The organism is uncultured Fibrobacter sp., from assembly GCF_947166265.1.
In the GTDB taxonomy this organism is placed as follows: domain Bacteria; phylum Fibrobacterota; class Fibrobacteria; order Fibrobacterales; family Fibrobacteraceae; genus Fibrobacter.
On sequence record NZ_CAMVDO010000020.1, the window covers coordinates 17,182 to 43,691 of the forward strand.

24 protein-coding genes and 3 tRNA genes are annotated in these 26,510 nt (G+C 51.2%); 16 read left to right on the top strand and 11 right to left on the bottom strand.

Going from position 1 to position 26,510, the window contains the following annotated elements:
• Positions 1 to 19: 19 nt before the first annotated feature.
• Together Q0W37_RS10435 and Q0W37_RS10440 are read right to left on the bottom strand one after the other, a co-directional pair.
• The gene (locus Q0W37_RS10435) at positions 20 to 1,270 is read right to left on the bottom strand and encodes a dicarboxylate/amino acid:cation symporter (RefSeq protein ID WP_297701363.1); all 1,251 of its coding nucleotides are present in this window, start codon (positions 1,268 to 1,270) and stop codon (positions 20 to 22) included.
• 6 nt (positions 1,271 to 1,276) lie between these two features.
• Positions 1,277 to 1,591 carry a YbjQ family protein gene (locus Q0W37_RS10440; protein ID WP_297701364.1) on the bottom strand — a complete coding sequence of 105 codons (315 nt, stop codon included), beginning with the start codon at positions 1,589 to 1,591 and terminating at the stop codon, positions 1,277 to 1,279.
• Positions 1,592 to 1,988: 397 nt separating this feature from the next.
• On the opposite strand from Q0W37_RS10440, the gene Q0W37_RS10445 reads away from it, so the two are divergent.
• Entirely contained in the window at positions 1,989 to 2,723 is a 735-nt protein-coding gene (locus tag Q0W37_RS10445; RefSeq protein WP_297701366.1) for a fibrobacter succinogenes major paralogous domain-containing protein, read from the top strand.
• 1 nt (position 2,724) lies between these two features.
• Here Q0W37_RS10445 and Q0W37_RS10450 read toward each other — a convergent pair whose 3' ends face one another.
• From Q0W37_RS10450 to Q0W37_RS10470, 5 genes are all read right to left on the bottom strand, one after another.
• Positions 2,725 to 3,555: a hypothetical protein gene (locus tag Q0W37_RS10450; protein WP_297701368.1), complete on the bottom strand. Its 831-nt coding sequence runs from the start codon at positions 3,553 to 3,555 to the stop codon at positions 2,725 to 2,727.
• Positions 3,556 to 4,124: 569 nt separating this feature from the next.
• Positions 4,125 to 4,742 (bottom strand): bifunctional phosphoserine phosphatase/homoserine phosphotransferase ThrH, encoded by a 618-nt coding sequence (gene thrH / locus Q0W37_RS10455; protein WP_297701370.1) that lies wholly within the window; start codon positions 4,740 to 4,742, stop codon positions 4,125 to 4,127.
• Between the two features lie 40 nt (positions 4,743 to 4,782).
• On the bottom strand, positions 4,783 to 5,661 hold the full coding sequence (locus tag Q0W37_RS10460) for an Hsp33 family molecular chaperone HslO (protein WP_297701372.1): 879 nt from the start codon (positions 5,659 to 5,661) through the stop codon (positions 4,783 to 4,785).
• 547 nt (positions 5,662 to 6,208) lie between these two features.
• Positions 6,209 to 6,281: transfer RNA gene (locus tag Q0W37_RS10465), tRNA-Glu, on the bottom strand.
• 131 nt (positions 6,282 to 6,412) lie between these two features.
• Positions 6,413 to 6,485 (bottom strand) — tRNA-Glu (locus tag Q0W37_RS10470).
• Positions 6,486 to 6,621: 136 nt separating this feature from the next.
• On the opposite strand from Q0W37_RS10470, the gene Q0W37_RS10475 reads away from it, so the two are divergent.
• From Q0W37_RS10475 to rpmB, 5 genes are all read left to right on the top strand, one after another.
• Positions 6,622 to 8,121, top strand: coding sequence for an ATP-binding cassette domain-containing protein (locus Q0W37_RS10475; protein ID WP_297701376.1), 1,500 nt, complete (start codon positions 6,622 to 6,624; stop codon positions 8,119 to 8,121).
• Between the two features lie 11 nt (positions 8,122 to 8,132).
• Positions 8,133 to 8,858: an isoprenylcysteine carboxylmethyltransferase family protein gene (locus Q0W37_RS10480; protein WP_297701378.1), complete on the top strand. Its 726-nt coding sequence runs from the start codon at positions 8,133 to 8,135 to the stop codon at positions 8,856 to 8,858.
• Positions 8,849 to 10,039 (top strand): glycosyltransferase N-terminal domain-containing protein, encoded by a 1,191-nt coding sequence (locus Q0W37_RS10485; RefSeq protein WP_297701380.1) that lies wholly within the window; start codon positions 8,849 to 8,851, stop codon positions 10,037 to 10,039. Before Q0W37_RS10480 ends, Q0W37_RS10485 begins: the two co-directional genes overlap by 10 nt.
• The gene (gene ispH, locus Q0W37_RS10490; RefSeq protein ID WP_297701382.1) at positions 10,036 to 10,968 is read left to right on the top strand and encodes a 4-hydroxy-3-methylbut-2-enyl diphosphate reductase; all 933 of its coding nucleotides are present in this window, start codon (positions 10,036 to 10,038) and stop codon (positions 10,966 to 10,968) included. Before Q0W37_RS10485 ends, ispH begins: the two co-directional genes overlap by 4 nt.
• A gap of 70 nt (positions 10,969 to 11,038) precedes the next feature.
• Positions 11,039 to 11,260 (top strand): 50S ribosomal protein L28, encoded by a 222-nt coding sequence (gene rpmB / locus Q0W37_RS10495; RefSeq protein WP_014546602.1) that lies wholly within the window; start codon positions 11,039 to 11,041, stop codon positions 11,258 to 11,260.
• 141 nt (positions 11,261 to 11,401) lie between these two features.
• Here rpmB and Q0W37_RS10500 read toward each other — a convergent pair whose 3' ends face one another.
• Complete coding sequence (locus Q0W37_RS10500) at positions 11,402 to 12,040, bottom strand: PolC-type DNA polymerase III (RefSeq protein WP_297701384.1); 639 nt, start codon at positions 12,038 to 12,040, stop codon at positions 11,402 to 11,404.
• Positions 12,041 to 12,091: 51 nt separating this feature from the next.
• On the bottom strand, positions 12,092 to 12,601 hold the full coding sequence (locus tag Q0W37_RS10505; RefSeq protein WP_297701386.1) for a DUF374 domain-containing protein: 510 nt from the start codon (positions 12,599 to 12,601) through the stop codon (positions 12,092 to 12,094).
• Between the two features lie 88 nt (positions 12,602 to 12,689).
• On the opposite strand from Q0W37_RS10505, the gene Q0W37_RS10510 reads away from it, so the two are divergent.
• A tRNA-Cys gene (locus tag Q0W37_RS10510) sits at positions 12,690 to 12,762 on the top strand.
• A gap of 99 nt (positions 12,763 to 12,861) precedes the next feature.
• Here Q0W37_RS10510 and Q0W37_RS10515 read toward each other — a convergent pair.
• Positions 12,862 to 13,527 (bottom strand): hypothetical protein, encoded by a 666-nt coding sequence (locus Q0W37_RS10515; RefSeq protein ID WP_297701388.1) that lies wholly within the window; start codon positions 13,525 to 13,527, stop codon positions 12,862 to 12,864.
• Between the two features lie 147 nt (positions 13,528 to 13,674).
• Between Q0W37_RS10515 and Q0W37_RS10520 the strand changes: the two genes are divergently transcribed.
• The 9 genes from Q0W37_RS10520 (at position 13,675) to Q0W37_RS10560 (ending at position 25,426) form a co-directional block, all read left to right on the top strand.
• Complete coding sequence (locus Q0W37_RS10520) at positions 13,675 to 14,337, top strand: DNA alkylation repair protein (RefSeq protein ID WP_297701390.1); 663 nt, start codon at positions 13,675 to 13,677, stop codon at positions 14,335 to 14,337.
• A 116-nt stretch (positions 14,338 to 14,453) separates the two neighbouring features.
• The gene (locus tag Q0W37_RS10525; RefSeq protein WP_297701392.1) at positions 14,454 to 15,743 is read left to right on the top strand and encodes a deoxyguanosinetriphosphate triphosphohydrolase; all 1,290 of its coding nucleotides are present in this window, start codon (positions 14,454 to 14,456) and stop codon (positions 15,741 to 15,743) included.
• A gap of 6 nt (positions 15,744 to 15,749) precedes the next feature.
• A complete protein-coding gene (locus Q0W37_RS10530) occupies positions 15,750 to 16,418 on the top strand; it encodes a pyrimidine 5'-nucleotidase (protein WP_297701395.1) in 669 nt (222 codons plus the stop codon).
• Entirely contained in the window at positions 16,415 to 17,275 is an 861-nt protein-coding gene (locus Q0W37_RS10535; RefSeq protein WP_297701397.1) for a Cof-type HAD-IIB family hydrolase, read from the top strand. Before Q0W37_RS10530 ends, Q0W37_RS10535 begins: the two co-directional genes overlap by 4 nt.
• Positions 17,276 to 17,391: 116 nt before the next feature.
• Positions 17,392 to 19,245, top strand: a complete 1,854-nt coding sequence (locus Q0W37_RS10540; RefSeq protein WP_297701399.1) for a diguanylate cyclase — start codon at positions 17,392 to 17,394, stop codon at positions 19,243 to 19,245.
• 13 nt (positions 19,246 to 19,258) lie between these two features.
• The gene (locus Q0W37_RS10545; protein ID WP_297701401.1) at positions 19,259 to 20,914 is read left to right on the top strand and encodes an EAL domain-containing protein; all 1,656 of its coding nucleotides are present in this window, start codon (positions 19,259 to 19,261) and stop codon (positions 20,912 to 20,914) included.
• Between the two features lie 223 nt (positions 20,915 to 21,137).
• Positions 21,138 to 23,627 (top strand): NPCBM/NEW2 domain-containing protein, encoded by a 2,490-nt coding sequence (locus Q0W37_RS10550; protein ID WP_297701403.1) that lies wholly within the window; start codon positions 21,138 to 21,140, stop codon positions 23,625 to 23,627.
• On the top strand, positions 23,624 to 24,721 hold the full coding sequence (locus Q0W37_RS10555) for a glycosyltransferase (protein WP_297701405.1): 1,098 nt from the start codon (positions 23,624 to 23,626) through the stop codon (positions 24,719 to 24,721). Before Q0W37_RS10550 ends, Q0W37_RS10555 begins: the two co-directional genes overlap by 4 nt.
• A gap of 18 nt (positions 24,722 to 24,739) precedes the next feature.
• The gene (locus Q0W37_RS10560; protein WP_297701407.1) at positions 24,740 to 25,426 is read left to right on the top strand and encodes a hypothetical protein; all 687 of its coding nucleotides are present in this window, start codon (positions 24,740 to 24,742) and stop codon (positions 25,424 to 25,426) included.
• 163 nt (positions 25,427 to 25,589) lie between these two features.
• On the opposite strand, the gene Q0W37_RS10565 is transcribed toward Q0W37_RS10560, so the two are convergent.
• A complete protein-coding gene (locus tag Q0W37_RS10565) occupies positions 25,590 to 26,474 on the bottom strand; it encodes a phosphoribosylaminoimidazolesuccinocarboxamide synthase (RefSeq protein WP_012820053.1) in 885 nt (294 codons plus the stop codon).
• Positions 26,475 to 26,510 lie beyond the last annotated feature (36 nt).

The window sequence follows — 26,510 nt, forward strand, 5'->3', positions numbered from 1 at the left end:
TGTCCTAGGGGCCGTGCCTCTAGGCGCTTTCTTTTTCTGGATTTGGCGGCTTATCGCCAAAATGGCGCTGCATAATTACGGCGCAAGAAGCGTCGCCGACAATGGACATTACGGTGCGGGCCATGTCGACGATGCGGTCCACGCCGGCGATGACAGCGACATATTCGATGGGAATTCCGACTAGTGCAAAAATCACGGACATGAAGGTGAGGGACGCACCTGGAACGCTCGGAGTCCCGATGGAGGCGATGGTTGCCGAGAACGCGATTCCCATGTACATGCCCATTGTTAAATGAATTCCGCAACATGCCGCTACAAAAACAGTTGCAACGCTCAGGTAGATGGCAACGCCATCCATGTTGATTGTAGCTCCGAGTGGCAGGACGAAGTCGCGGATGTCTTTTCTGACATGCATCCGTTCGGTACTTTTCATGGTGTAGGGGAGCGTGGCCACCGATGAATCGCTTGAATAGGCGAATAGCAGGGCTGGCTGCATGTGTTTCAAGAACTTTAGCGGTGAATAGCCTCCCAAAAAGTGGAGGCAGGGAACATAGACCGCCATGGCGTGGAATAAAAAGCAAAAATGGGCGAGTCCAACCAGTGCGGCAAGTGACCCTAGTATGGAGGGACCGTTATTGGCGATGACGGGCGTTAACATGCAGAATATGCCGATAGGGGCCAGCATCATGATGTAATTTAAAACGCGTTGGACAACTTCGTTTAGGCTCAAGACCAAGTTCTTGACGGGATCCCCCTTGGCCCCGACATGAACGATAGCGATCCCAAACACCACGGCAATGACGATAATCTGAATCATGATTCCCGAGTAGGACGGGGCAATCATGTTGCTCGGAAAAAAATTGACAATCTCCTCTATCAGAGACATTTTCTTGACTGCGCCGATGGGTGTCGCAGTTTCGATGGTGATGTTGCTTAATGGAATGAATTGCACTGCAATGGTAGATGTCACAAGCCCTGTAAGGACGGCGAGAACCGTTGTGAACATGAAGTAGCAAACTGCGTGCAGTCCGATTTTCCCGAGGGTGGAAAGGTTGTTTGTCGAAAGAATGCCCGATGTAATCGACAGCAAAACGAGGGGCGCCACAATAAATTTGAGCAGGTTCAGGAATACGTTCCCGAACGGCTTGATAATGGCGTTCGAAACATCGGGAACGCCCTGTAGCAGACAGCCGACAATAATCGCCAGAATGAAAGCAACGGCAATCTGGGTGGTAAGATTGACTTTCTTTAATTTGCTGAATATTTTCATCGGCTTTTATTTTTTGAATTTCACTGCGGTTCCGTAGGCGATAATTTCTGCGGAGCCCGCCATTACAGATGCTGTGGTGAAGCGTACGCCTACGACAGCGTCTGCGCCAATGCAACTTGCCTGGGTTTCCATTCGTTCGATGGCAATTTGACGTGCGTCGTTCAGCATCTCGGTGTAGCCGGCGATTTCGCCACCTACAAGCGTCTTGAGTCCAGCGAAGACGTCGCGCACCACGTTTTTGCTAAACACCACGCTCCCGCGCACCATCTGAATGGTTTCGATTTCTTTGCCGGTGATAAAGTCCGTTGTATAGAGTTTCATAATTTCTCCTTGTTGTGATAATATAAAAAAAACGTTTTGTGGTGGATTGCAAGGGGGTAGATATTGTGAGAAAATGGCTTTTTTCGCGTTTGGGACATATAAAAATGGTTTTGAAGGGTGTTTTATATGCCCTTTTGTAGTTTGTATGTGTCGAAAATGAGGTGCTTTGGAGTGTGAGGGCATATAAAAAGGGGCTTTGTGCTGAATTTATATGCCCCATTGAAGCCCGTTTGCTGCTATGTTGATGCTTTGGGGCGTCGAGGGGCGTATAAAATGCTTGATTTTGCCGACTTTATATGCCCCATGCTTTGTTTTGGCATGTTTAATTGGGCGCAATCCCTCTCGAATAAATTAAATTTTCTATGAAAATTCATTTTTTAGGGATAACGGAGATTTTATGAAGAGTAGTAACGTCATTGCGAGATTTGTTGCGAAGCCTGCCATGAGCGGAGCGTGGTGGTGGCAATCTCTAGTTGCGTTTCTTGTTGTATTCCTTGTCGCTTGCAGCGGCGACGGTTCCTCGAGTGCTGCAAACGGAAATTCTGACAATTCTAGCAACAGCGATTCTGGCAACGGTGCCAACAGCGAATACGATGCTTCCTCGAATACCCTCAAGGACTCGCGCGACGGCAAGGCTTACAAGACCGTGAAAATCGGCGATCAAGTCTGGATGGCGGAGAACCTTGACTATGAAACGGGAAACGCAGTCTGCGGCGAAAAGGAATATATGACCTTGTTCGGTTGCCTTTATTCCTGGGACGAAGCGAAGACCGTATGCCCCGGTGGTTGGCATTTGCCGAGTCAGGCCGAATGGAATACGTTGATTGAATTTGTCGGGGATTCCTCGACGGCAGGGAAGATTCTCAAGGCCACGAATACCTGGAGCGATAAAGGGCATTACAAAGACGGCACCGACGATTACGGCTTTACCGCGTTACCTGGCGGCGTGCGCCTTCCGCAACGGGGCAAGACGCATCAGTCGTTTGTCAGTTCGGGAGCCTTTTTCTGGAGTGCCACCGAGGTCGATGACGACGAGTCAATCACCTTGGTTTTGCGTTACGAAAACGATGCAGCAACATTGTTCGAAAACTACAAGGACGCCGGTGTCAGTGTCCGCTGCGTGAAGAATTGAGTTAGAAAAATACCCTGTAGGGAACGGTTTTCTGCTGCTTCCGCCCCTTGGTGTCAAAGTAGAAGTCGCGTCGGAGTCTGTTCATTTTTGCGGCAGGTCGCTTTGCTATGGATGTTGTTATTCCATCGGAATAAATCATGAAGTATTGGTTCGTTCCGTTGTGTCGGATTTCTTCTATCATGAACCCGTTTTTATTTTCTGTAATTGTGTGGTCGTATGACTGTACAATGTCTCCATCTTTTATCGGATTCCCGTTGTTATCTGTGCAACCATCTTCGCAATCTTGAACTCGGTAGAATTCGTGGCAAATATGGCTGTCATTTGGGTCGGCAACATAGATTTCAAAACGAGCAGTATCCATCGGTGCGCCGTCTTCTGATCCAAGATGCAGTATGAACAAGGTGTCGTTTTTTAATGATACTTCAATATGGGTTGCGTAAGTGTCGTGCTCTTTTTCTAAAGTTTCTATGTCGTCAAGAATAAGGCCGTCTTTATACACTTTCGTAGTAAATTTGGTTGTTCTAATATCTTGCTTACGTTCAATGGAATCCCTCATAAAAGCTTCGATAGATATAGTGTCATTTGAAATTTTTTTGTTCGCAATGCTGCGGTGGTCAGACTGAAAATTAAAATCGTCTACTAGATAAAGTTTAATCGTCGTATCGATTTGACTTATTCCGTCACGATTCGATTCAACAATACTTCCAAGGTAGTCTTTTTCTCTTAGAATTTTCTCGGAACGAAATTCTCCATCGCTGTAGGTAAAAATAGTACTATCAAGGAAAGCATCTGTTCCCCCTAGATAAAGCCCATACCACTCTTTGTAATACATCAGCAGCCCTTCCGTGCAGGTGATGGCGTGGACTGTTGGGACAAGGAACAGAAGAAAAAGAAAATAGCGTATCATTTGAAGTCTGTTTTTTTTTAGCCTAATATAAAAAAAGAATACGCTTGTCAATGAAAGTGATGCTGCGTACGTTTTGCAGAAACTGTTTGTGCTCGGCCATAGCCAAGCCCGCATAGCTGCTATTTTCGCTTACAGGGGTTTTAGGGGGCAGAGCCCCTTAGGTGTGGGGGTAGCGGTAGACACCGCGAAAGCCTGGCCGCAAAGCGAACATTCGTCGGCCAAAGGCCGAGGCCATGTGAGCGTGCGGAGCAGGCTGAGCAGTGGCTAAAGCGAGGGGGACAACAGCTTCAAGGCGAGTGTTGTGGCAAACGGAGTTTGACATAACCGAGCCGATCTGTTGGGGCTTGAGCGTAGCGAAAGACCAGCCTTCCCCCCTTGAAAAAAAAAGCCCGCTTTCGCGGGCGTGACAACCTTGTTGTTGATTGTGCTCAAAGCGACCCTGTAAGGGGTGCGACCTCATACCTCGAAGGACCGAAGGTCCGTGCTCATCGCTCTTACAGCGTAGCCTGGAACTGGTGGAATTTTTCCAGGAGTTCGGCGTAGGTCTTGGTGGCTTCGAGCTGCGGGAACTGGGCGACGATGGAATCCGGCGCGCAGAAGAAGCAACCCTTGTCGGCCTGCTTGAGCATACCCGTGTCGTTGAAGGAATCGCCGCTAGCGAACACCTTGAAGTTGAGTTCCTGCAGGTGCTTCACGACTTTAGTCTTCTGGTCGTTGAGGCGCAGATGGTAACCCTTGATCATGTCGTTTTCGACTTCCAGGTTGTGGCAGAAAATAGTCGGGAATCCGAGATTCTTCATGATGGGGTAGGCGAATTCCTGGAACGTGTCCGAAAGAATGATCACCTGGGCTTCGTCGCGGAGCTGGTCCATAAAGTCGCGGGCGCCGTCGAGGAGTCCGAGGTTTGCAATCACGTTCTGGATGTCCGAAAGTTTGATGCCTTCGCGTTCGAGAATCTTGATGCGGCCCTTCATGAGCACGTCGTAGTCGGGAATGTCGCGAGTAGTCAGGCGCAGGTCCTTGATACCGGTCTTTTCGGCGACGGCGATCCAGATTTCAGGGGCGAGGACACCTTCAAGGTCCAGGGTAACGACACATTGCTTGGTAAACATACTAATGTCATCCCCGCGAAGGCGGGGATCTCCTTAACGTTTATTTCTTTCGTTCCTTAATAATTTCTCTTAAATCCGCAATCGTAATCTGGTACGGGGTGCGGCAGAAGTCGCAAATCACTTCGAGGTCCTTGCCTTCTTTTTCGAGGTCCTGCAAGTCCTTGAGCGGGAGCGTGGCAAGCGTTGCCACGGTGCGTTCGCGGCTGCAGGGGCAGTAGGCCTTCGGGTCGATTTCTTTGACGATGTCGATTTCGTAGGGGCCGCGCAGCTGGTCCAGTAGCTCGTCCAGGTCAAAGCCTTCGGGCGTGTTCATGTCGCAGAACTTCGGCAAGTTCTGGATGATGACCTCGATCAGGTTGATGTCCTTGTCTTCGAGGTCGGGGAAGGCTTCGATGTAGAAACCGGCGGCGTAGTCGAGCTTGCTCGGATTTTCTTTATTGAAGGCGGCTTCGATGCCCACGGCCGAGCGGATCTGTTCGGACTGCAAAAGGTAGGTGGCGAGGTTCTGGCCCATCGATACGGCGGGAGCCTCGATAATGCTTTCGTGGACGCGCTTGCCCTGTTCGTTCAGTTTCACGACGCGGACACTCTGCGGAATGAGGGCGGGTTCGTTACCACCTACGGCCTGGAGTTCCGGCTGCGGAATCATGGCGCGCACCAGGCCCTGCGGCGTGGAGTCCGACTGCACCAGCGTGATTTCGCCCGAGAATCGGGTGGTAAAGCTTACGGTGCCCGGGAACTTGAGCGAGGCGCTCAAGAAAATGCTTGCGATGGAGTTTTCGGCGAGGAGCTTGAGGGCGAAACCCTGTGCGTTATGCTTTTTGCCGATTTCGTTCATCGTCGCGGTCAAGTCGACGACAATCAGGCGGAAGGGCGTCTTCTTGCCCGTAGCGCGGATAATGCGGTCCTTGAAATTCATGGCCCAAAGATAGAAATTTAGACGAGAGGCGATAAATGCGTAAGGCGAATATCACGGCAAAAATTTATTTTTGACATGATTGAGCCTAGTATTTAGCAAGAAGTGCAAAGACGAAAGACGAGAGAATGTTGGTGTTGTGTCATCCTGAGCGTGGTTCGGCAGGCTCACCAACCTAAGGTCCCTGAGTTTGTCGAAGGGCCGCAAGGTTCGTAGGAGCAGGATCTCTAGATGAGATTTAATAAGCTTTGATTTAAGAAAATAGAGAAAAAGGGGAAAGTTTTCCCCTCGCTCCAGCCTCATGTCATTCTGGTCCCGGTTCGTTGACCGGGATAAACTCCGGCGGGAAAGACATGTGTCTTACGCGACCCTTTCGAGCGGGCTTCAGACGCCAGCCCGCAACGCCTGGCTTGGGTTGGTGATTATGTCGCGGTTGGCTTGTGGGTATAAAAAAACAGCCCAACTTGCGTTGTGCCGTTTTTATACCCTGTATAGCGGTTGGCTTGTGGGTATAAAAAAAAACAGCCCAACTTGCGTTGTGCTGTTTTTATACCCCCAAGCGGTTTCGAACCGCTGTTGCGGGAATGAAAATCCCGAGTCCTGGGCCACTAGACGATAGGGGCGATTTGTGCGACCAAATATAGGAAAGTTTTTTAATCCGTCAAGGGGTGTTTTAATCTTTTTTTGAGGGGGAGGGGGCGCGGTTGCTCGTGGATGCAAAAAAAGAAACCAATCTTTTGATTGGTTTCTTTCGTACCCCCAAGCGGTTTCGAACCGCTGTTGCGGGAATGAAAATCCCGAGTCCTGGGCCACTAGACGATAGGGGCGTTTTAGTAGGGCCAAATATAGGTAAAGAATAGAAAGCCGTCAAGGGTATAACTCAAAAAAAGTTAATTTTTCTGCGTGAACCTGCGAAATTGGCTAAAAAAATCCCTAAAAGGCGGTGTTGTCCGCTTCTTGCCGATGGCTCTGTTGGCTAGCGCCACCGATGCCGCCGTCCTTTGGGGGGTGCGCTCCTTTATCGATATCGTGGGTGGCGCGGGGCGGATTCCCCTTTCGGCCTGGCTTGTGGGCATGATGTTGTTGGCCCTGCTTCGGCTCGTTTTCCTATACGGAAAGACCAAAATTTCCGAGGGGTGGCTTTTCAAGGCGTCTGCCCGTGTGCAGGCTTGGTTCTTGCATCGGCTTCGGGGCCTTTCTCCCAGAAATTTCCACACTCCTAAGGGCGAACGCATGGTGGAGGCCGCTTACGAGGCGACTGTCGTGTTGCAGAACAATGGCGGCGTGTTCTTTCAGGCGGTTCAGGCGATTTTGCAGTTGATCGTGTTCCTGCCGGTGCTGTTCTTTATTTCTTGGCCGCTAACGTTGTTCCTTTTCGTGGTGGTGGTGCCGCTGGTGGCGGTACTGCAGCGCAGGCTCCATAAGCTTGGCCCCGCCGAAGAATCGCTGCTTCGTTCCCGCTCCGATTATCGCGGAAACCTGGCGCTTGCCCGTAGACTCTTTAGGCAGTGGAGCGGTCGCGATGAACGCAGGGAAATCTCGAATGGACTCCTGAAAGAGGTGCGCGGGCTTCGCGACGATGGCCTCTCTGCTGCAATCAGGAAGTCCGGGCTTTCGCTTTTGACCGAAACGGTTTCGGTGCTTGCGATGGTATTTGTGCTTGCATTTTGTGCGCTCCTGATGAAAACCGGGTATATGGATGCGTCGGGCCTTGTGCTGTTTACTTCGGCGGTGCTGCTTTGCTACAAGCCGGTCAAGGAATGTGCTCGCGTGATGCCGCAGTTCAGGGCGGCGGTGAGTGCGGTGAATGTACTCGAGGATTTTGAAAGGCTCGATGTGAAAAAGGCGGAAAAAAAGGTCTTTTTCCGAAACGCAAAATTTCATTATGATGGTTCCACGAATCTAGTCTTTGCGGATCTTTCGCTCGATTGGTCCCGTGAAAAGCCTGTGCTCGTTCGCGGCAGGAATGGAGTCGGAAAATCTACGCTGCTTCGCCTGCTGGCGGGGCTCGAATCTTTAGATGAACAGGACACACCCCTGTCAGAAGCTGAAAAATGTGATTCTTTTTCCGTTTCTCCCTCCGATGTCTTTTTCGTGGCTCAGGATTTGGAACTTCCACCCAAACGGATGCTTTTCCGACTCATTGAAAAGTCTGCGGATGCGGGCTTGAAAGCTGCCGTGCTTGCGGAATTCGTCTCGGTTTCTGGTGCAGCGCCCCTGTTTGAGAAAAACGGGCTTTCCGGTGGAGAAAGGGCGCGCCTTGCACTCCTTTGGGCGCTTGCCTCCGATTGCCGTACCGTCTTGCTCGATGAACCTTTTGCCTCCGTGGCGCTTGCCGACCGTGAACCCCTGCTCCGGGCGTACCTAAAAGCAGCGGATTCTCTTGGCAAATGGACAATAATTGTGAGTCATGATGTACTTTCTTCAAAAGTTGAATGTATATTTAATGTTGTGCAGTTATAGTGGAGGCGCCTATGGAAGAACAGTTGAAAGCTCAGTCGAATGGATCCGTGAATCAGGCAAAACCGGTCAATGCGGAAAAAAAGGTGCCGGAACAGGCCGCTCCCAAGAGTTCCGTGCCGGGTGCCGATGCCAAGACGATTGATCTTCCCGAAGTGGATGAACGTCCGCAGCGTCCGTTCCTATACCGCAACCGGGGAATCATTCTTGGAATTTTGACGATTGCCGCTTTAGTATTCCCTCCGGCAGATTTGGAAATTGTTCCGTTCCTCGTCTTTATCAACATCTTTATCATCGCCATCTACCTTCGCGTCAAGGCCCGCAGGGCCATTGGCGACCATACGCGTGGAACGGCGCAGCAGGCTCCGGTCCTTGTGACGTGGGGGGCTTATGGCCGTATGCGTCATCCGCTTTATACCTCCAATATGGCGATCGGTATTGGCCTTATCGTTCTGCACCTGGGAATCAGCTGGTTCGTGATCCCGTTTATTGCAATCTTGCTTGCTCTCGGCTTTAGGCTTGCTAAACTGGATGACCTCTATCTTGAAAGTCGTTACGGTTCCGACTGGAAACTGTGGGCCATGAATACGCCCGCCTTCATTCCTCGCGAAATCCATGTTCCCGGTCCGCTTCGTAGTGGAAAGGAAGCGATCGTTGCCGACATGTGGACCTGGATTTGGCTTGCGCTGATGGTTGGCCTCGTGCTTTTCCGTAAGGTCGATTTCCTGATATGGGCTTAAAGCGTGTGAACTTGGGATGGGCCGCATGGGACGGCGCCGTAAAGGCTTTCGCCCGTGCTGCGAGCCTGTTTCCGGGACTCGATAGCGAATACCATATCGAAGAACGCCTGTCGGGGCCATGGCCGAGTGATGGCCCGTACTTGTGGCTTCACGGGGCAAGCCTTGGCGAATGCCGTATGTTGCTTGGCCTTGCGCATGCCCTCAAAGAAGACCTGCCGCATTGTCCGAAACTTCTGATAACCTCGCAAAAGGTCGAGGCGGTTTCTTTTTTGCGGGATATTTGTAGTGGGGTTGCCGAGGTATGTATTGCCCCTGCGGATATTCCTTCGGCGTTGAACGCCTTTATAAGCTCGGTGCAGCCGCTGGGACTCATTCTTGGCGAAAACGAACTGTGGCCGGGGTATCTTTCGACGATGTCGAAAATATCGACCCGCCGAAACATTGCGCTTGTATCGGGGCGCTATCGCCGTTCTATGCCGTTCCTCGATTTTTCGGGGATGGGTTTTGCCAGCTTGCAGACGTCTGCCGATCTCGGACGCTTTTCGTATGCGAGCAAGGGCGCCGTACCGTGTACGATGGGCGGTGACTGGAAATTGCTGAACTGGTCCCGCGATGGCGGTCTAGTCTGCGTTCCCGAGAATACGACCGTAGATACGGTGTTCCTGTCGTTTCATCAAGAAGAAATGGATGCGTTCCTTGCGATGGCGAAGGACTCCGTAGACAAGGGAGAATCGGTGGTGCTGATGCCCCGTAGGCTTTCGGAGCAGGGCGTGTTCCGTAAACGGTTGCAGGACTCCGGACTGCAGGTGGTGGACTATCCTTCGGTACAAAACGGTGCGGTTTCGATTGTCGGCCGTTTTGGCCTTTCCCGCGAGATTCTCTTGAAAAGCAAAAGTGCCGTGGTGGGCGGTTCGTTCAACCGTGTGCTTGGAATCCATGATTTCTGGGAACCCTTGCGGATGGGCGTTTCCACCTGCGTTGGCCCCTATTCCAAGGGACACGAAAATGTCGTTTCGCGCTTAGTTTCTATGCATGTGCTTGCGCAGATAAATTCGGCGTCGGACTATTTGCGTCGCAGGCGTCCGTCTTCAGATACGGTACGGAACTGCTTGATGCAGGAAAAGAAGAAAGTCTTGAATTCCTATTCGTTGTTGTTGAATTTTATAAAGGGTCTTTTATGAAAAAGGTGATTCTTGCGACTCCCCGAGGATTTTGCGCGGGCGTGGACCGTGCTATCCATGTGGTGGAACGTGCGATAGAAAAGTTTGGAACTCCTATTTACGTGCGTCATGAAATCGTGCACAACAAGTTCGTGGTCGATTCGCTAAAGGGAAAGGGCGTTGTCTTTGTCGACGAACTTGACGAGGTCCCGACGGGTTCCGTGGTAATTTTTTCTGCCCACGGGGTCGCCGAAGAAATTTATGCCGATGCGGAAAAACGCGGACTGCAGGTGCTGGATGCCAGCTGTCCTCTGGTGCTCAAGGTCCATTACAGTGCCAAACGGCATTATGCGGCCGGTCGCCATATTATTTTGATTGGACATGCGGGGCACGCCGAAGTGGTGGGTACCCTGGGTCAGCTTCCGCCGGGCGCGATTACGCTCATCAAGAACGAAGAAGATGCCCGCACGGTGGATGTCCCCGCCGATAAGGAACTCGCCTATATTACCCAGACGACGCTTTCGGTTGCCGAAACGCGCAAGATTATCGAAGCGCTCAAGAATCGTTTCCCGAATATTATCGGGCCCGATGCTGGGGACCTCTGCTATGCGACGGGCAATCGCCAGGCGGCGGTGCTCGACTTGTGTTCCAAGGTGGACATGCTGCTTGTGGTGGGAGCGAAAAATTCGTCGAACTCGAGCCGCCTGATGGAACTTGGGTTGGAACAGGGAATTCAGAGTCATTTGATCGCTTCGGTCGACGATTTGGATCCGGAATGGTTCGAAAATATCGAATCGGTCGGAATTTCGAGTGGCGCAAGCGCTCCCGAGGTGCTTGTGCAGGGGGTGGTAGACTGGATTAAGTCCAAGTTTGCCCCCGTAGAAATTGAAAATTTTGTAAAATTGGTCGAATCTACCAAGTTTAACCTACCAAAGGCCTTGCAAGATTGATAATTTAACCTTGACGGATTGCTAATTTTTTTCTAAAATTGGTGCCTGTTATAAAACAACGGAGTTTATTATGAGCCGCATTTGTGAAGTTACCGGCAAAGCCGGTCTCGTGGGTAACATGGTTTCCCACTCTAACCGTAAGAAGTTGATGAAGCAGCTGCCGAACCTTCAGAAGAAGCGCTTCTACATTCCTGAAGAGGATCGTTGGGTCACGCTTCGCGTGAGCGCCGCTGGTCTTCGTACCATCAACAAGCTTGGCATCCAGGCTGTTGCTCAGGAACTCGGCATCTAATTACCGAGCCTAGAAATTTCAAATAACCGCCAAGGTCCTCTTGGCGGTGTTTTGTCGTATTTGCGGAATTGCGCGTTAGCGCGAGTGGAAATCAAAAAAGGCGCCTTTGGCGCCTCGTATCTGAAACCTGGTACCTGGTCCCTACTTATTGATAAACTGCGGGATTCCCTTGTACTTTTCGATGTTCTTCATGATGCAGGCCATTTCCCAGTCCTTTTCCTTGAACCGGCGGCGGAGGAGCGCCACGAATACTTCCATGAGCATCAGACAGTCATAGACGGCGCGGTGCATCTTGTCGGCCTCGATACTCATCGAAATTTCGTCACGACGCTTGAACATGTTCGCGAGAATGCCGAGCTTGTGGGAACTTGCTTCGGGGAGAATCGCCTTGGAGATGGCAAGGCTGTCGATAACGGGGTTCCCGGGCACGAGCTGCGGGTTGTTCTTGTAGGCGACGCGCAAAAAGCTGGCGTCGAAGTTTGCGTTGTGGGCAATGAGGATGGAACTTTGTCCGCAAAATTCGGTGAACTTCTTGATGGCATCCCCAACGGCGGGGGCGTCCTGGACGTCGCTGTCGTAGATGTGGTTCACGGCAGAGGCTTCGGCCGGGATCATCATGTTCGGCTTCACGAAGGTTTCGAGCTCGCCAAGCAACTTGGGGACGACTTTCCCGTTCTTGGTTTCCACGGTGAATTTGACGGCGCCGATTTCAATAATTTCGTCTTTCTGGTTGTTGAGGCCTGTTGTTTCAAGGTCAAATGCTACAAATTTAGGTGGCATTAAAATCACGTTAGTATTCCTTTTTGAGTATTCAAATCACCATGGTAGGATTCAAGTACAAAGATACTTAATTTCAATGTCAATTGATGTCAGTGGAAGGGGCAAAATGAAATTATCCCACGTTTTTAGGGTGAGGTGAGGGCCGTACTTGGCCGACACAAGCCAAAGGGGGCGGCCACTTTTCTTAGAAAGCCACTGTGAACCGGGCTTAATCTGTCCTGCCGGGCCATGGGGGCCGTCCAGGGCCATGCCGGCGAATTTCCCTTGGTTCAGCGTCGAAAGAACATGCCTTACGTTAGAGGCTCCGTGGCTGTCGGAACCGCGGGTAACCGTGTAGCCGAGCTTTTGGGCGATGGCTGCGAAAAGGTCTCCGTCCTTGGATTGCGATATGAAGGCGTGAACTCCCCAGTATTTGAATGCCGCCGTGCTTGCAAGAAGGTCCCTGTGCCATATTCCGAGGATTCCAGGTGCAAAATCGTCTGGGGTGGATATCCTTACTCGCAGGCTTTTGACCCATAGTGTCGTAAGCAGGGTACCCAGTTTCACCTTGAACGAATCCATTTGCATGAGCCAAAAATAAAAAAATGAAAAAAATAATGCGTATACCCTTGAAAAAGAAAAGAATATTACCTATATTGCGGTTCACTTCGGCGACGTACCCAAGTTGGTAAGGGGCGGCTCTGCAAAAGCCTTATTCATCAGTTCGAGTCTGATCGTTGCCTCTTAAAACTCCTTCTCACCCCGGGAAGGAGTTTTTTGATATTTGGTAGAATAAAAAAAGCGGACAACGTCCGCTTTTTTCTAAACCTTATTCCTAAACACTATTTTCCGTCTACGATTTTTCTCGGCCTTCCGCGGCCACGCTTGATGGGGGTTCCGTCGGGCATAGTAGTTGCTTCGGGGTGCTTGGACTTGAAGAATGCCTGGACTTTCTTGGCGCGTTCCTCGGCCTTTTGTTTGGCGAGGTCGGCAGCGTTTACGATGATTGCCTTGGGTTGTTCCTTGCCCTTGACGCCAAAGGATGCCTTGAGGATGCGGCCCGATGCGGGCTTGGGGGGCTCGGCTATCATGGACTGCGGGACGTGCTTGGTTTCTACTTTGTTGGAAAGGGGAGGACGCGTGGCGGAAACTTTGGAGTAGCCCGTGCTGCGCGGTGTGAAGGCTGTTTCAAGAAGTTCCTTCTTTTCGCGGGACAGTTCCATGTTTTCCGGCATGGCAAAATTACCGCTGGAAAAAACATCCGCGTTGGTGTGCTTGTTTTTTCCGAATATTTCGGCAGCCATGTTTTCGGCTTCTTTCAGGGCCTGTTCCTTACGCATGGTTTCGCGATCGCGTTTAGAAGGCCTGGCGGCGCCATTTTTGCGTTTGCCCGCAAAGTCCTTCTTTGATTTCTCGGAATTGCGGATGATTTCGTCGTCGGAAAGGCCTCTGAGTTCGGGGGGGACGTCAAGAATTTCCTGCATATTGTTGACCGAAATTTGATTCATATAACCTAATTTTAGCGTTTTTTTAGCTTGTCAAGAGTGAAAAATGTCTTTTTATTGTAAAAAATGCAGACCAAATTTAAAAAAAATGAAAAAAAATGCTTGTCAAGCCCTAGAAAAAAAATTTTTTTTGGACTATTTTTGTGCTAAATGCTTCGCTTTACACAAGAAATACTACTTGCTCTACGCGCGATCTCCAATGAAGAGGAAGCGCACGAAATGTCTAAGAAGGCTCGTGAACAGTTCGATTTCCTTGGAATTCGTCTTGTTCCCCGTCGTGAGGTGACCTATCCCATATTCGACAAGTATCCGCCGAAAGACGGTGACGAATTGGTAGCCAGGGTCGAGGACATGTGGACGCAGCCGTATCGTGAAATTCAGTATGCGGCATGCGACTATCTGTTCCGCCATAAGGCTTTACTTGGTGGGCAACATCTTGCGTTCCTTAAAAAGCTTATTAAAACCCGCGCTTGGCGCGATACGGTCGACACCCTTGCCGCTTGCATTCTAGGGGACCTTGCCCTCCGCTTGCCGGCCCTCCGGTCAAAGATTGCCTCCTGGATCCGCGACCCGAACGTGTGGGTGCGTCGCAGTGCGATCATTTTCCAGATTCAGTATAAGGACCGCACCGACTGGCCGCTCCTTAGGCAGTTCTGCCTGACCTGCGCCAAGGACGAAGACTATTACATCAGGAACGGGATTGGTCGAGCCCTTTCGGAATATGCCCGAATCAACCCGACCGAAGTGCGTCGTTTTGTACAAGATAATACCTTTGCCGAACAGACCGCACAAGAAATCCTTCGCCTGATTTAAAAAACAGAATAACGTCATTTAAACCGCCTTCCCGCGAACCACGCCGGAAGGCATTTTTGATTCCTAACCACCGTCTACTATTTACTATCTTTCGTTTCATGCTTCAATGGGATACTTTGCTATCTGCGACGCGTTACGGGCACCCCGCCGATTTGGACCCGAACCGTTCCGATTTCCATCGCGATTACGACCGCATTGTTTTTTCGACAGCGTTTAGGCGACTTGGCCGCAAGACCCAGGTGCACCCGTTCTCGGTGAATGACCATGTGCACAGCCGTCTCACGCACAGCATCGAGGTCTCGAGTGTGGGCCGCAGCCTTGCGATTACGGTGTACCACCTGATAAAAAAGTATCTGCCCAAGTACATTAACGAGTATCATTTCGGCACGATCGTGCAGTCCGCCTGCCTGGCCCATGATATTGGAAACCCGCCCTTTGGACACGCAGGCGAAGCCGCTATCCGCGAATGGTTCCGCAAGAACCGCACCTCCGCCCCCATGCGCGACCTGAGCGATACCGAGATGGCGGACTTTATCAACTTCGATGGAAACGCGCAAGGGCACCGCATCTTGAGTAAGCTGGAATACCATTTTCTGGATGGTGGAATGCGCCTCACGTACGCAACGCTTGGCGCCATGATCAAGTATCCGCAGCTTGCAAAATTCGGGCTCCCGACTAGTCTTTTCTCGACCGAGGCGGATCTTTATCGCGTAACGGCCTATACCTTGGGCATTCCCGAAGTGGAAACGGGCAAGTGGGTTCGCCATCCGCTTGTCTACCTGATGGAAGCCGCCGACGATATTTGTTACAGCATCCTGGATGTAGAAGACGCCATTGAACTTGGCATTTTGAGTTACGGCGATGTGCGTGGTATGTTCAGTTACCTGTGCGGCCCCGATGTGGATATCGACCGCGAGTTCCAGGAAAACGGCCAGAATTTCCGCGACTTTTTGAGCAGTGTGCGCGGCCTTGCCATTCAGAACCTGATTGACGATGTGGCCATGACCTTCGTGAAGCATTACGACGAAATTATGGCGGGGGAGCGCGTCAAGCATTTGACGGTGCTTTCCAAGTCCGACGTGATGGAAGGAATCCGCATTGCAAAGCGCCTGGGCGTAGAACGTATTTACCCTGACCGTCGAAAGACCGAACTTGAAGTCGGTAGCTACACGACGCTTGCCACGGTGCTTGACGCCTTTATCAATGGCGTTTACGACTATCGTTTGAATGGTAACAATTCTTACCGTGCCGACCGTATTGTGCGACTCATTGGCCAGGCGAAAATCGGCCAGAGTGTCACGGTGGCCGAAGCGTACCACCAGGTGCTCGACTTTGTAAGCGGCATGACGGACAACTACGCGACCTACCTCGCGCGCCAGATCGGTGGCCTTGCCATGGGATACTAGTCTGTTATGGTCTGGCTGTTCGACTACGATCTGACTTTGTACGGAACCGAGGAAAGGTGCGTTATCAATTCGCTGGACCACCGCATTTCGCTTTTTGTGCAGAAAACCGTCGGAGGCGACTTTGAGTCGGCGCATAAGATCCGTACCGATTACCTGGAAAGGTTCGGGACGACGCTTGCCGGCCTCATGGTGATGAACAATACCGACCCGGATGATTTTTTTGACTTTATCCATGAGCCGGAATACCTGATTTACCCCAAGAAGGCCCCAGAAAAGCTAGCCCTGTTGCAAAGCTTGAAGGGCCCGCGATTCGTGTTTACGAACGGCCGCCACGACTGGAGCGAGGCCGGCATGGCGCACATGGGGATTGATTCGGCGATTGACGGCGTGTTCGACCTGAAACAGTTGGATTGGGTGGGTAAACCGCACGATAGCGCCTACGAAAAAATGGAAAGGTGGCTTGCCGAAAAACTTTCGACGAAGGGTGTTGCTTATCCGGAAAATCCCAAGGAAATCGTGCTGCTCGAAGATTCGCTCCGTAACCTGGAACCGGCGTACCGCCGCGGTTGGACGACCATTTTCGTGAACCCTACCCCTGACACCCCCGACTGGGTGGACTTCCATATCCCGCATTTGCTGAATCTATGTGATATAAAACCGGACTCCGCCCTATGAAACTCCTCTTTACAGATCTTGATGGAACCCTTCTGACCGACGACAAGCAGATTCTTGATGTCGACATGTCCGCCATTTCAAAAATGCTGGAGGAGGGGCACAAGCTGGTGCTTTGTACGGGCCGTCCGCTCACGAGTGCCAAGATGCTTGCGAAACGTTACGGTTTCGACAGGCCGGGCTTTTTTCTGGTGAGTTTCAACGGTGGCCTTATCTACGACTACGCGACGGAAAAGTCGATTCTCACGCGGCGGATTTCGGTAGATGACGTCAAGTTCATTATGGACCGGGCGCACGAGTGCGGGATGCATGCACACACCTATGCGGGGGACCTGGTGGTTTCGGAGCATGAGACGGAACAGCTCAAGACCTATTGCCGTATTATGCAGATGGATTACCTGGTGGTAAACGATATCCGCGAGTATTTCGGTTCCGAGGGGGTTACCTCGGGCTTGGCGCCGAACGTTCCAATCAATGTGGTGGTAAAGCCCCCTATCAAGGTGAATATCATTACGCCATTCGATCACGGTAGCCTGGTGGATTTCCGCGCCGAGATGCGCAAGACCACTGCAGGAAAGCTTTTTGATGTCTTCAGCAAGCCCGAAATGCTCGAATTTTCGCACCTGAAGAGCAACAAGGGCGATGCAGTGCGTTTTATGGCCGATTTCTACAAGGTCCCGCTTTCTTCTACGATTGCGGTGGGCGACGAGGAAAATGACTGCCCCATGATAGAGGCTGCCGGGGTGGGGGTTGCTATGTCGAATGCGTCCGAAGTGGCTAAAAAGGTCGCAAATTACGTGACCGTGGCTGACAATAACCACGGTGGCATCGCCGAGGTTATCCAAAAATTCGTTTTTTAGCCCATTTTAGGTGCGAATATTCCAGTTTGGAGTATTTATTGTAAAAAAAAATTGCACGTTTTCGCTACATTATGGTATCTTGATTATAGAATGTTCTTATTTGGGATGCCATTTGTATGAAACAATTCCAGTTTGATTACCATAGTATAACCTCGTTAAAGCGTGATCTTGACAAGATTAACCTTTGGTGCAAATCGAAGGCGTTGTCGCATGTGGTGTTCCAGATTTATTCCGATTCCCTGGATAGGGGGCAAATTGACCTTGTCTGTGACGTGGTGTCGCAGAGCTTCCCCAAGGCAATTTGCATGGGGTGTTCTACGAACGGCAACATTATCGAAGGGCGGCTTTCCAAGGCGTCTATCTCGATTGTCTGCACAATTTTTGAATATCCGACCACGCAGGTCAAGTTGCTTCAGTACACGCTAAATGCCGAAACGGCGCTCAGTGTAGTGGACGAAATCAAGCAGGAAATCAAGGCGAACCCGTGGGTCAAGGCGGTGGAACTGCAGCTGACCATCCGCGGTATGTCGATGACTCCGTTCTGCGATGCGTTTCAGGACGTGGACCCCTCTATCGCCATTTTCGGCGGCGGTGCATTCAACCCGGACCTGAACCGTAACGATGCCTGCGTATTTTCGAATGTCAAGGGCTATTCCGAGGGTGGTGTTATCGCTCTTCTGATTGGTGGCGAAAATTTCTACACCTATACGACCCATATTACGGGCTGGAAACCGCTCGGTCGTGAATTCCTCGTAACCAAGGCCAAACAGGCGATTCTTTATGAATTGGATGGCAAGCCCGCCTACGAGGCCTATTATCGTTACCTGAATATTTTAAAGGACGAACATTTCTTCAACAATACGTTGGAATTCCCGTTCTTCTACAAGCATCATGGCATCAACATCTTGCGTGCGCCGATTTCTTGCAATGACGACGGCTCGTTGGTGATGACTGCCGATATCGACGAAAACGTGAAGGCACGCTTGGCGTATGGAGACCCGTGGACAATCTTGGCTAGCGTCCGTAAAGATGGTGCAAAGATTGGCGAATTCAATCCAGAAGTCATCAAGGTGTTCTCCTGTGCTGCCCGCCGCACGTTCTGGGGCAAAGAAGAAATCAGTAACGAAACGCTTCCGCTGCAGAGCCTTGCTGCGACTTCGGGCTTCTATACCTCGAGTGAATTTTTGCGTACCGGTGAGTACGTGAACCAGCATAACGTGACGCTGGTGATTGCTGCCATGCGAGAAGGCCGTGGCGGTGAACATTACGACTTGGATATGGCTCAGGAGTCGTTCTCCGGAAAGGTCTCGATGATTAACCGTTTGGCGACCTTCATCGATGCGGCGACGCAGGAACTGGCCGAGGCGAACGAGAAACTATCGTTGATGGCCATTACGGATCCGCTTTCGAGCCTCTTTAACCGTGGCGAAATCCAGCGGCGTATTTCCTTGTGCACCGAGAAAAAGATTTCGGGTTGTCTCGTGATGCTCGATATCGATAACTTTAAACAAATCAACGATAATTTCGGACACCAGGAAGGCGATAACGTCATCAAGGGTATTTCGTATGTGATGCGTCGTGTGGCTGACGAGTGTGGACTTTCCGGCGTGAATGCCCACGATATAAAGTTTGACGATATCGACGGTATGTATGCAGATATTGCGGTCGAAGATTTTGACGGTGCTCCGAAGTTCAAAATCTTCAATGTCAAAACGCCCATTGGCCGTTGGGGTGGCGAAGAATTTATGGTGCTGCTGCAGGAAGCCTCGAAGGATGCGGCTATCGATTTTGCCGAACGTGTCCGTAAGGCTTTCAATGAAATCGCTTTCGAAAAGGCGGGACACCGTTCTGTGAGTATCGGTGTTACCGAAATCAAGGATGGAGAATGTGCCGATGAAGCATGTGTCCGAGTGGACCAGGCGCTTTACCGTGCGAAGGATGGTGGCAAGAACCGTGTCGTTGTGATTTAAGGAGTGGTGAGCTATGGAAGAAGTATACAAAATCAAGCTGGACTCTTTGTATGAGGCATTCTCCATTCTGGCGGATGGTGCTTATACGTATATTGCCGATATCAAGCACAATTACTCACGATGGTCCAAGAAGGCCGTGGAATATTTTGGCTTGCCCGGTGAATATATGGAAGATGCCGGAAACGTTTGGATGGAAAATGTTCACCCCGACGATCGAGCCGCATACGCGGAAAGCATTAACGAAATATTTTCTGGCAAAGTCAGTGAACATAATCTGCAGTACCGTGTCCGCACCAAGGATGGCAATTACATCGTCTGTACCTGTCGTGGCGTGGTGATTCGAGATGAAAATGGACAGCCCGATTATTTTGGTGGAAACATCAAGAATAACGATACGTTGAGTTATTTCGATGATATCTCGAATTTCAGGAGCCTGTACGGCTTCCTCGAAGACCTGCAGTCAGCGAGATGGAAGGGCGACAGCATCCAGATTATGCTGGTAGGCATCAACGAGTTCTCCCGATTGAACGAAATTTACGGCTATACCTTCGGAAACCGCGTCCTGCAGGAATTCTCGAAGATGATCAAGGTCGAAGCGAACGGTATGGGGGAATGGTACCGAATGGATGGCACCAAGTTCGCCATTGTTTGCAAGAAGTCTTCTGTTGACGATCTCAAGAACCTGTACAAGCGAATCCAGTACAATTCTCTTCATGACTTTATCGTTGACGACAACCGAGTGGTCCTTTCGTTTATTGCTGGGGCCATCAACTTGGATAAATTGGATGTGTCTGCAGAGACGGTGTATTCCTGCCTGCGTTTCGCCTATTACGAATCCAAGAACAACCACCTGGGCGATCTGTTCGTGCTCAAGAATAACGTGAGCGACGACAAACGATTTGCCATCGAACGCATCAACGTCATTCGCAATAGCATTGTGAACAACTGCGAAGGGTTCTTCCTCTGCTACCAGCCGATTGTCGATGCGACTTCCGAAAAGATTATCGGGGCCGAAGCTCTTATCCGCTGGAAAAATGACGAGTACGGCGTGGTGCCGCCGGTGCAGTTCGTGGATGTGCTGGAACAGGACAACCTGTTCCCGGAACTCGGTAAGTGGATTTTGCGGACGGCGCTCACCGATACGAAAAAGTTCCTGGCTCGTTACCCGGGCTTTATCGTGAACGTGAACCTGTCTTACACGCAGCTAGAAAAGTCCGATTTCGTGGAAGACGTGCTTGGAATTATCGAGGAAGTGAATTTCCCGCCGCAGAACCTGTGCCTTGAAATTACGGAACGTTGCCGCCTTTTGGACATGGAACTCTTGAAGAAAATCTTTACGCAGCTCCGCAAGCATGGCATCAAGGTGGCGCTCGATGACTTTGGAACGGGCTTCAGTTCGATTGGCGTGCTGCGTGAACTCCCGGTGACGACGGTGAAGATCGACCGCAGTTTCGTGATGAATATCGAAAAGAACAATTCGGACCAGAATACGGTACGCTTCATTTCGGAGCTGGCGGATTCGTTCTCGTCTTCGGTGACGGCAGAAGGTATCGAAACGTCCGAAATGCGCGAATTCCTGCTACGCTTCAAGATCAAGAGCCTGCAGGGCTTCTACTATTCCAAGCCGCTCCCGATGGACGAATTCATGGAAAAGTACGTAAACGCGTAGTTAGAGCTTTGGTTCGGCAAGCTCACGCTTCGCAGGCTCGCTAACCTTGTTTATAAGGTCCCTGAGCCTGCCGAAGGGCAATGATGTATCAGGTTACAGGCTTCAGGCGTCAGGTCATCAGCTGTCATCCTGAGCGGAGCCGTTAGGCGAAGTCGAAGGATCTCTAGTACCTATTAACTAGTAACTAGCCCGCAGGGCGTGACTTCTTACTATATTTCACGGCATGAAGAATATTCTTGAACGCCTGGGTGTTGGCCGCAGGCATTTTGCCGTATTAGGTATTACGCTTGCCGTCTTGGTGGGCGCATTCCTCATTTTTAACAATCTTACCGTTCCGTATGCAAGGCGCTGGGATATCGACTGGGGCTATTACGCCATCCTTTCGACGTTCATTTTGCTTGTTGTGGGTGTGGTGGTGAACTTGCCCGTGATATGGCACGGTTGGAGGGATTTTAAGCCTTCGGGAAAAAGCATCTGCGCCTTTGCGGGGATTGCGCTTGTGTTTTCGGTGTTCATGTTCGGAAATATCAGCAATACGCACCGTGTGTTGAGCGACGAGACTAGCTGGGAGTCCATGGGCCTCCAGATGTATTTTGAACATACGGGTGGCATCTGTAATGAGGGCATTTGGAACGATGGCGTTCTGGATTGCAAGCACGAGGTGAATAACTTCAAGGGCAAGGCGCTAGGCTTTGTGTATTCGCTGGTATTCAACTTTATGCCGCCGAACCGCGATACGGCCCTGTTGGTCAATTATCCTTTCTACCTGTTCAGCCTTCTGTTCTTTTTCTTTGCACTTTCCAAGTGGTTCAAGAACGACTGGGCGGCTCTCGCGGCAACGGCCTTCTTGGGCGGGATGCCGATTTACCTGCTGCAGGCCAGGTCAGCTTCGACCGAGGTGCTGTATATTTTCCTGCTTTCGGTGTTGATGGCTTGGTATGCGTTTGTCCCGGCAAGCAAGGTGAACTGGAAACATTTCCTCTTGACGGTTCCGCTACTCGGTTTCTTTGCGCAGACTCGCCAGGAAACGGTGTTTGCCTTTGTTCCGTTCGCTCTTTTCTATTATAAGTATTTCTTTGAAAAGGCGCACAGGCTTCCGTTGTTCGTGGCTTCGGTGATTGCCGTAAGCTGGCCTTCGGTGAATACGATGGCTGCCTACCGTGGTTACGATTTCCAGGGGGGCGAACATGCGGCTCATTCGTTTGAAAACCTGTGGTTCAATCTGAAGACCAATATCGAAGTCATGCTGAATCTGGACAAGGATCCGTCTTTTGGCGGCATCATGGAAAATCCGTTCTACACGACATTTACGATTATCCTTTTGGCGGCTACGGTATGGCTCCTGTTCCGCCTGATTTACTCCCGTAGGTATTGGCGCGGTGCCCTTTTGGGGATCACCTTCTGCATCCAGATTTTTGTCATCCTTCTGAATGTGTCGGGTACCTTTACGATTGACATTAACCAGCGTTACGTGCTGGTGGCGCTTCCGTTGTTTGCCCTGATTATGGCGCTTGGCCTATACGACGCTCTTGCGTTTACGACCAAGATGAAAGCCGATGCTGCCGGAAAGATTATTTTCGTGGTTGCGGCAGCGTTGTCGATTGGCCTTATGGTTTACCATGGCGACAGTTACCGCCACAACATGCTTTACTATAAGAATAAGCTTTTGGGCGAAGAAGATTATCTGGACCACGTTCTGGAAACTTTCCCCGAAAAGTCCATCTTTATTTATGCACGCCCGTGGCAGATGCTTGCCTCGGGACATAGCTCGTTTAGCGAACGCACCTTTATGGGGTGGGACAACGAGACTTTTGCCAAGTGGCAGCAGGTGTCTGGCGGAAACATTTACATGGTCCGCGGTCAGGATGGTTACGGCCAGCTGAACAGGAAATCGCGTGTGGTGGGTTTCAAGACAACGGACCAGGTGGACGAAATCTTGCAGGACTACAAGAGCGAACGCGTGTTGATTGAACCCAAGTTGTTCGGCTATCCGCTTGCCATTTATAAGATTTCGGCAAAGAAGGGAGTGTCTACCTACTTGCAGAATTTCTTTGTAGGCGACATGGAAAACAATTCGATGGTGGTGAACAAGCGTTTCCCCGAGACCATTACCTGTAATTATGCATTGAACGGGGAACTGCAGGAGGAACTGATGCTTTCGCAGGAAGCGGATACCTTGGCGCTCGATTCTTCCAAGATTAGAGCCGGTATGAACCGCGTGTCCCTGGAATGTCTGATGCCCGATTCCGATACGCTTCGCTTGGCGAAGGACTTCTTTGTCGAATCGCCCGAGGTTCTTTTGCTTTCTAGCCTGAGAATAGATTCCTTTAACCAGGCGTGGGGCTCTCCGCAGATCAATGAATCGGTGGAACACCATAAGATAACCTTGGACAAGGAAGTTTTCCGTTACGGTATCGGTTCGCATGCGTCTTCTTATCTCCGCTATAAGTTGCCGAGAACCTACAATACGTTCTACGCGACGGTCGGCCTAGATGACGAAAGTGCTTGTGGCGACGGAGCTTCGTTTATCGTGATGGGCGATGACCGTGAAATTTTCCGTAGCAAGCGCTTGTATTCTACGGAAAAGCAGGCTCTGAAACTGGATGTGTCGGGGGTTCAGGTCCTTGAACTTCGCATTGATGAAGGCGACAAGAAGGATAAGGACTGCGACCACGGCGATTGGGCGAATGCCTGGCTGGAGGCCTCTCGTTGAAAGTCCTCGTCGCACCACTCGACTGGGGACTTGGGCATGCGACTCGCTGCGTGCCCGTGATTCGGGAATTTCTGAATCAGGGTGCCGAAGTCGAGCTTGCCGTGGTGCGTTCCAATGCGTCTCTTTTGCGGGGAATTTTCCCGGAACTTCGTGAGCGCTTGGCGCCTTCGTACAACATCGTGTACCCGAAGCATGGCTACAATATGGTGTTGTGGCTTGTGAAAAACGGAGCGCACTTGCGTTCTGTCATGAGTTTTGAACATCGCTTTGCCGAAGAGATGGTGTCGCGTTACCATTACGATGTGCTGGTTTCCGATAACCGTTTCGGGTTTTATAGCCGGAAAGCAAAATCGATTTACATGACGCACCAGCGTCGTATCGCGTTTCCGCGAGTGCTGTCGGCGTTTGAAACGCTCGGAATGCTTTGGCATGCCTCGGTGATGAAACGTTTCGATGAAGTCTGGGTGCCGGACTTGCCGGAGTTTCCGGGGTATGCGGGGGCGCTTTCGCATGTGGCAAAGGCTCCTGTCCCTGTAAAGTACGTGGGCGCGTTGTCGCGATTCAGCGGAATGGAGTCGGAAACGCCCGCTTGTTTGAGTGGACGCGGCCCCTATTGCTTTGTAGCGGTCGTTTCGGGAGTGGAACCTGCGCGAAGTCGTTTCGAGAAATTGTTGCGAGAAACGCTTGTCAAGATTCCGGGACGCCATGCGATTATCCTTGGCAAGCCGTCGCTTGGAGTGAAAAGTTCCAATGAGCGTAATTTGGACTTGTTCACGCATTTGCCAGACGACCAGTTTGCTTCTGTGGTGCGGTCGGCGCAGTGGGTGATTTCGCGCGGTGGCTACAGCACCGTGATGGATATGGCTGTTCTTGGTGCCCGTTGCATATTTGTGCCGACGCCGGGACAGTATGAACAGGTGATTCTAGGACGCGATCTTGCCAACGAAGGCTATGCCGCAACGATTGATGAATCTAAATTTTCGACAGAAACTCTGCTTGCTGCCATTGGGCAAAACGAAAACGTTGCCCTCCCTAAACCAAGTGACAATGACCTTTTAAAAAATGCTGTTAGAGAACTAATATCTCATTCTTAATTCTTCATTCAACTAACTATGCCTCAATTCATTCTAGCTTTTCCCCTTACGAAAGAAGTCGGCGAACCTCTCGCCATTACCGAAACTGTGACGCTTGCCGCCGATGCAACCTCCGCAATCATTCCCGGTTGCAGAGTAATGTTCAAGGTGGTCCGCAAGGAACATGTGGACGGCCTTGCCGAAATCTTCAAGGAACATCAGGAGATTTCGGCTGAAACGGCGGCCGCAATCGAGGCTCACAAGTCGCTTCTGTTCTTGCTCGGCGAAGTGAAAAATATCGAGGAAGTGACACAGGTGAACATGGCGATTCTCAAGGTGTTCAACGCGGGCGCTCTAGGCGTTTACATGCAGCAGTGTGGCGCTGCCTGGACCGATGCGGGCTTCCGCGAAGAAGTGGGCGACGGCGAATACCCGATGGATCCGTGGATTAATTTTGTGGAAGCGGGCGATTCGATTTATACGCTCGGACTTGCAACGTTCGTGTTGCCGGATTTGTGCATCGCGGCCAGTGCCGAAGACCCGCAAGAAGCTTTGTTGATGGCGGCCGATTCCTTGTTTGGCGACGGCATTCCCGCTAAGTCCGGTTCTGAAGTCGACCTCGGCGAAGGCGTACATTACGCGCTCCGCGCCGAAGCCAAGAATCCCTTCCCGAAGGATGCCCCTGAATTCAACAAGCAAGGAATACTCCGCTTGACGAAAAAGTAGCGGAGAGCGGTGGGCTGTGAGCGATGAGGTCGCTCCGCTCTGAGTTTATAGAAAAATGAAAAAGAACCTAGTTGGTACTAGGTTCTTTTTGCTCAAAGGAGGCGTAGCCTCCGAGCTCACAGCTCATCGCTCATAGCTCAAAGGGCGCATCGCGCCCGAACTATTACAATTCCGGCTGCTTGCCGGTGAGGCGCACGAAGATTTCTTCGTACTTGGCGAGCGTGTTCTTCACGACTTCAGGCGGAATTTCCGGACCCGGGTAGGTCTTGCCCCAGTCGAGAGTTTCGAGCCAGTCGCGGACGTACTGCTTGTCGAAGCTTTCCTGGTTCTTGCCCACCTGGTACTTGTCTGCAGGCCAGTAACGGCTGGAGTCCGGAGTCAGCACTTCGTCGATGAGGATGGTTTCGCCGTCGATTTCACCGAATTCGAACTTGGTGTCGGCGAGGATGATGCCCTTGGAGGCGGCGTAGTCGCGAGCCTTCGTGTAGATGTCGAGGGACATGTCACGGAGAGTCGTTGCAACCTTTTCGCCAACGATGTCGAAAGTCTGTTCGAAGCTGATGTTTTCGTCGTGGCCAACATCGGGCTTGGTGCTCGGCGTGTAGAGCGGCTTTTCAAGCTTCTGGCAGAGCTGCAGGCCTTCGGGGAGAACATGACCGCAAATCTTACCGGTCTTCTGGTAGTCCTTCCAGCCAGAACCCACGATGTAGCCACGCACGATGCATTCCACGGAATGGCGGTTGGCCTTCTTTACGATCATGGAACGGCCGCGGAGGTAGTCGGCGTGCTTCTTGAGCACGGCCGGGTATTCGTTCACGTCGGCGGTGATGAGGTGGTTCTTCATGCCGAGGTGCTTGAACCAGAACAGCGAAAGCTGGTTGAGGATTTTGCCCTTACCAGGAATCGGGGTGGGGAGCACCACGTCAAAAGCGGAAAGACGGTCGCTGGCGACCATCAGGAAGCTGTCGCCCAGGTCGTACATGTCGCGTACTTTACCCTGGTGGAACAGCGGAACTTCGGTAATGGGGGTTTCAAATTTTAAGCTCATAGTACCTATAATGTAGAAAAGTGTTTTGTGTTTTGC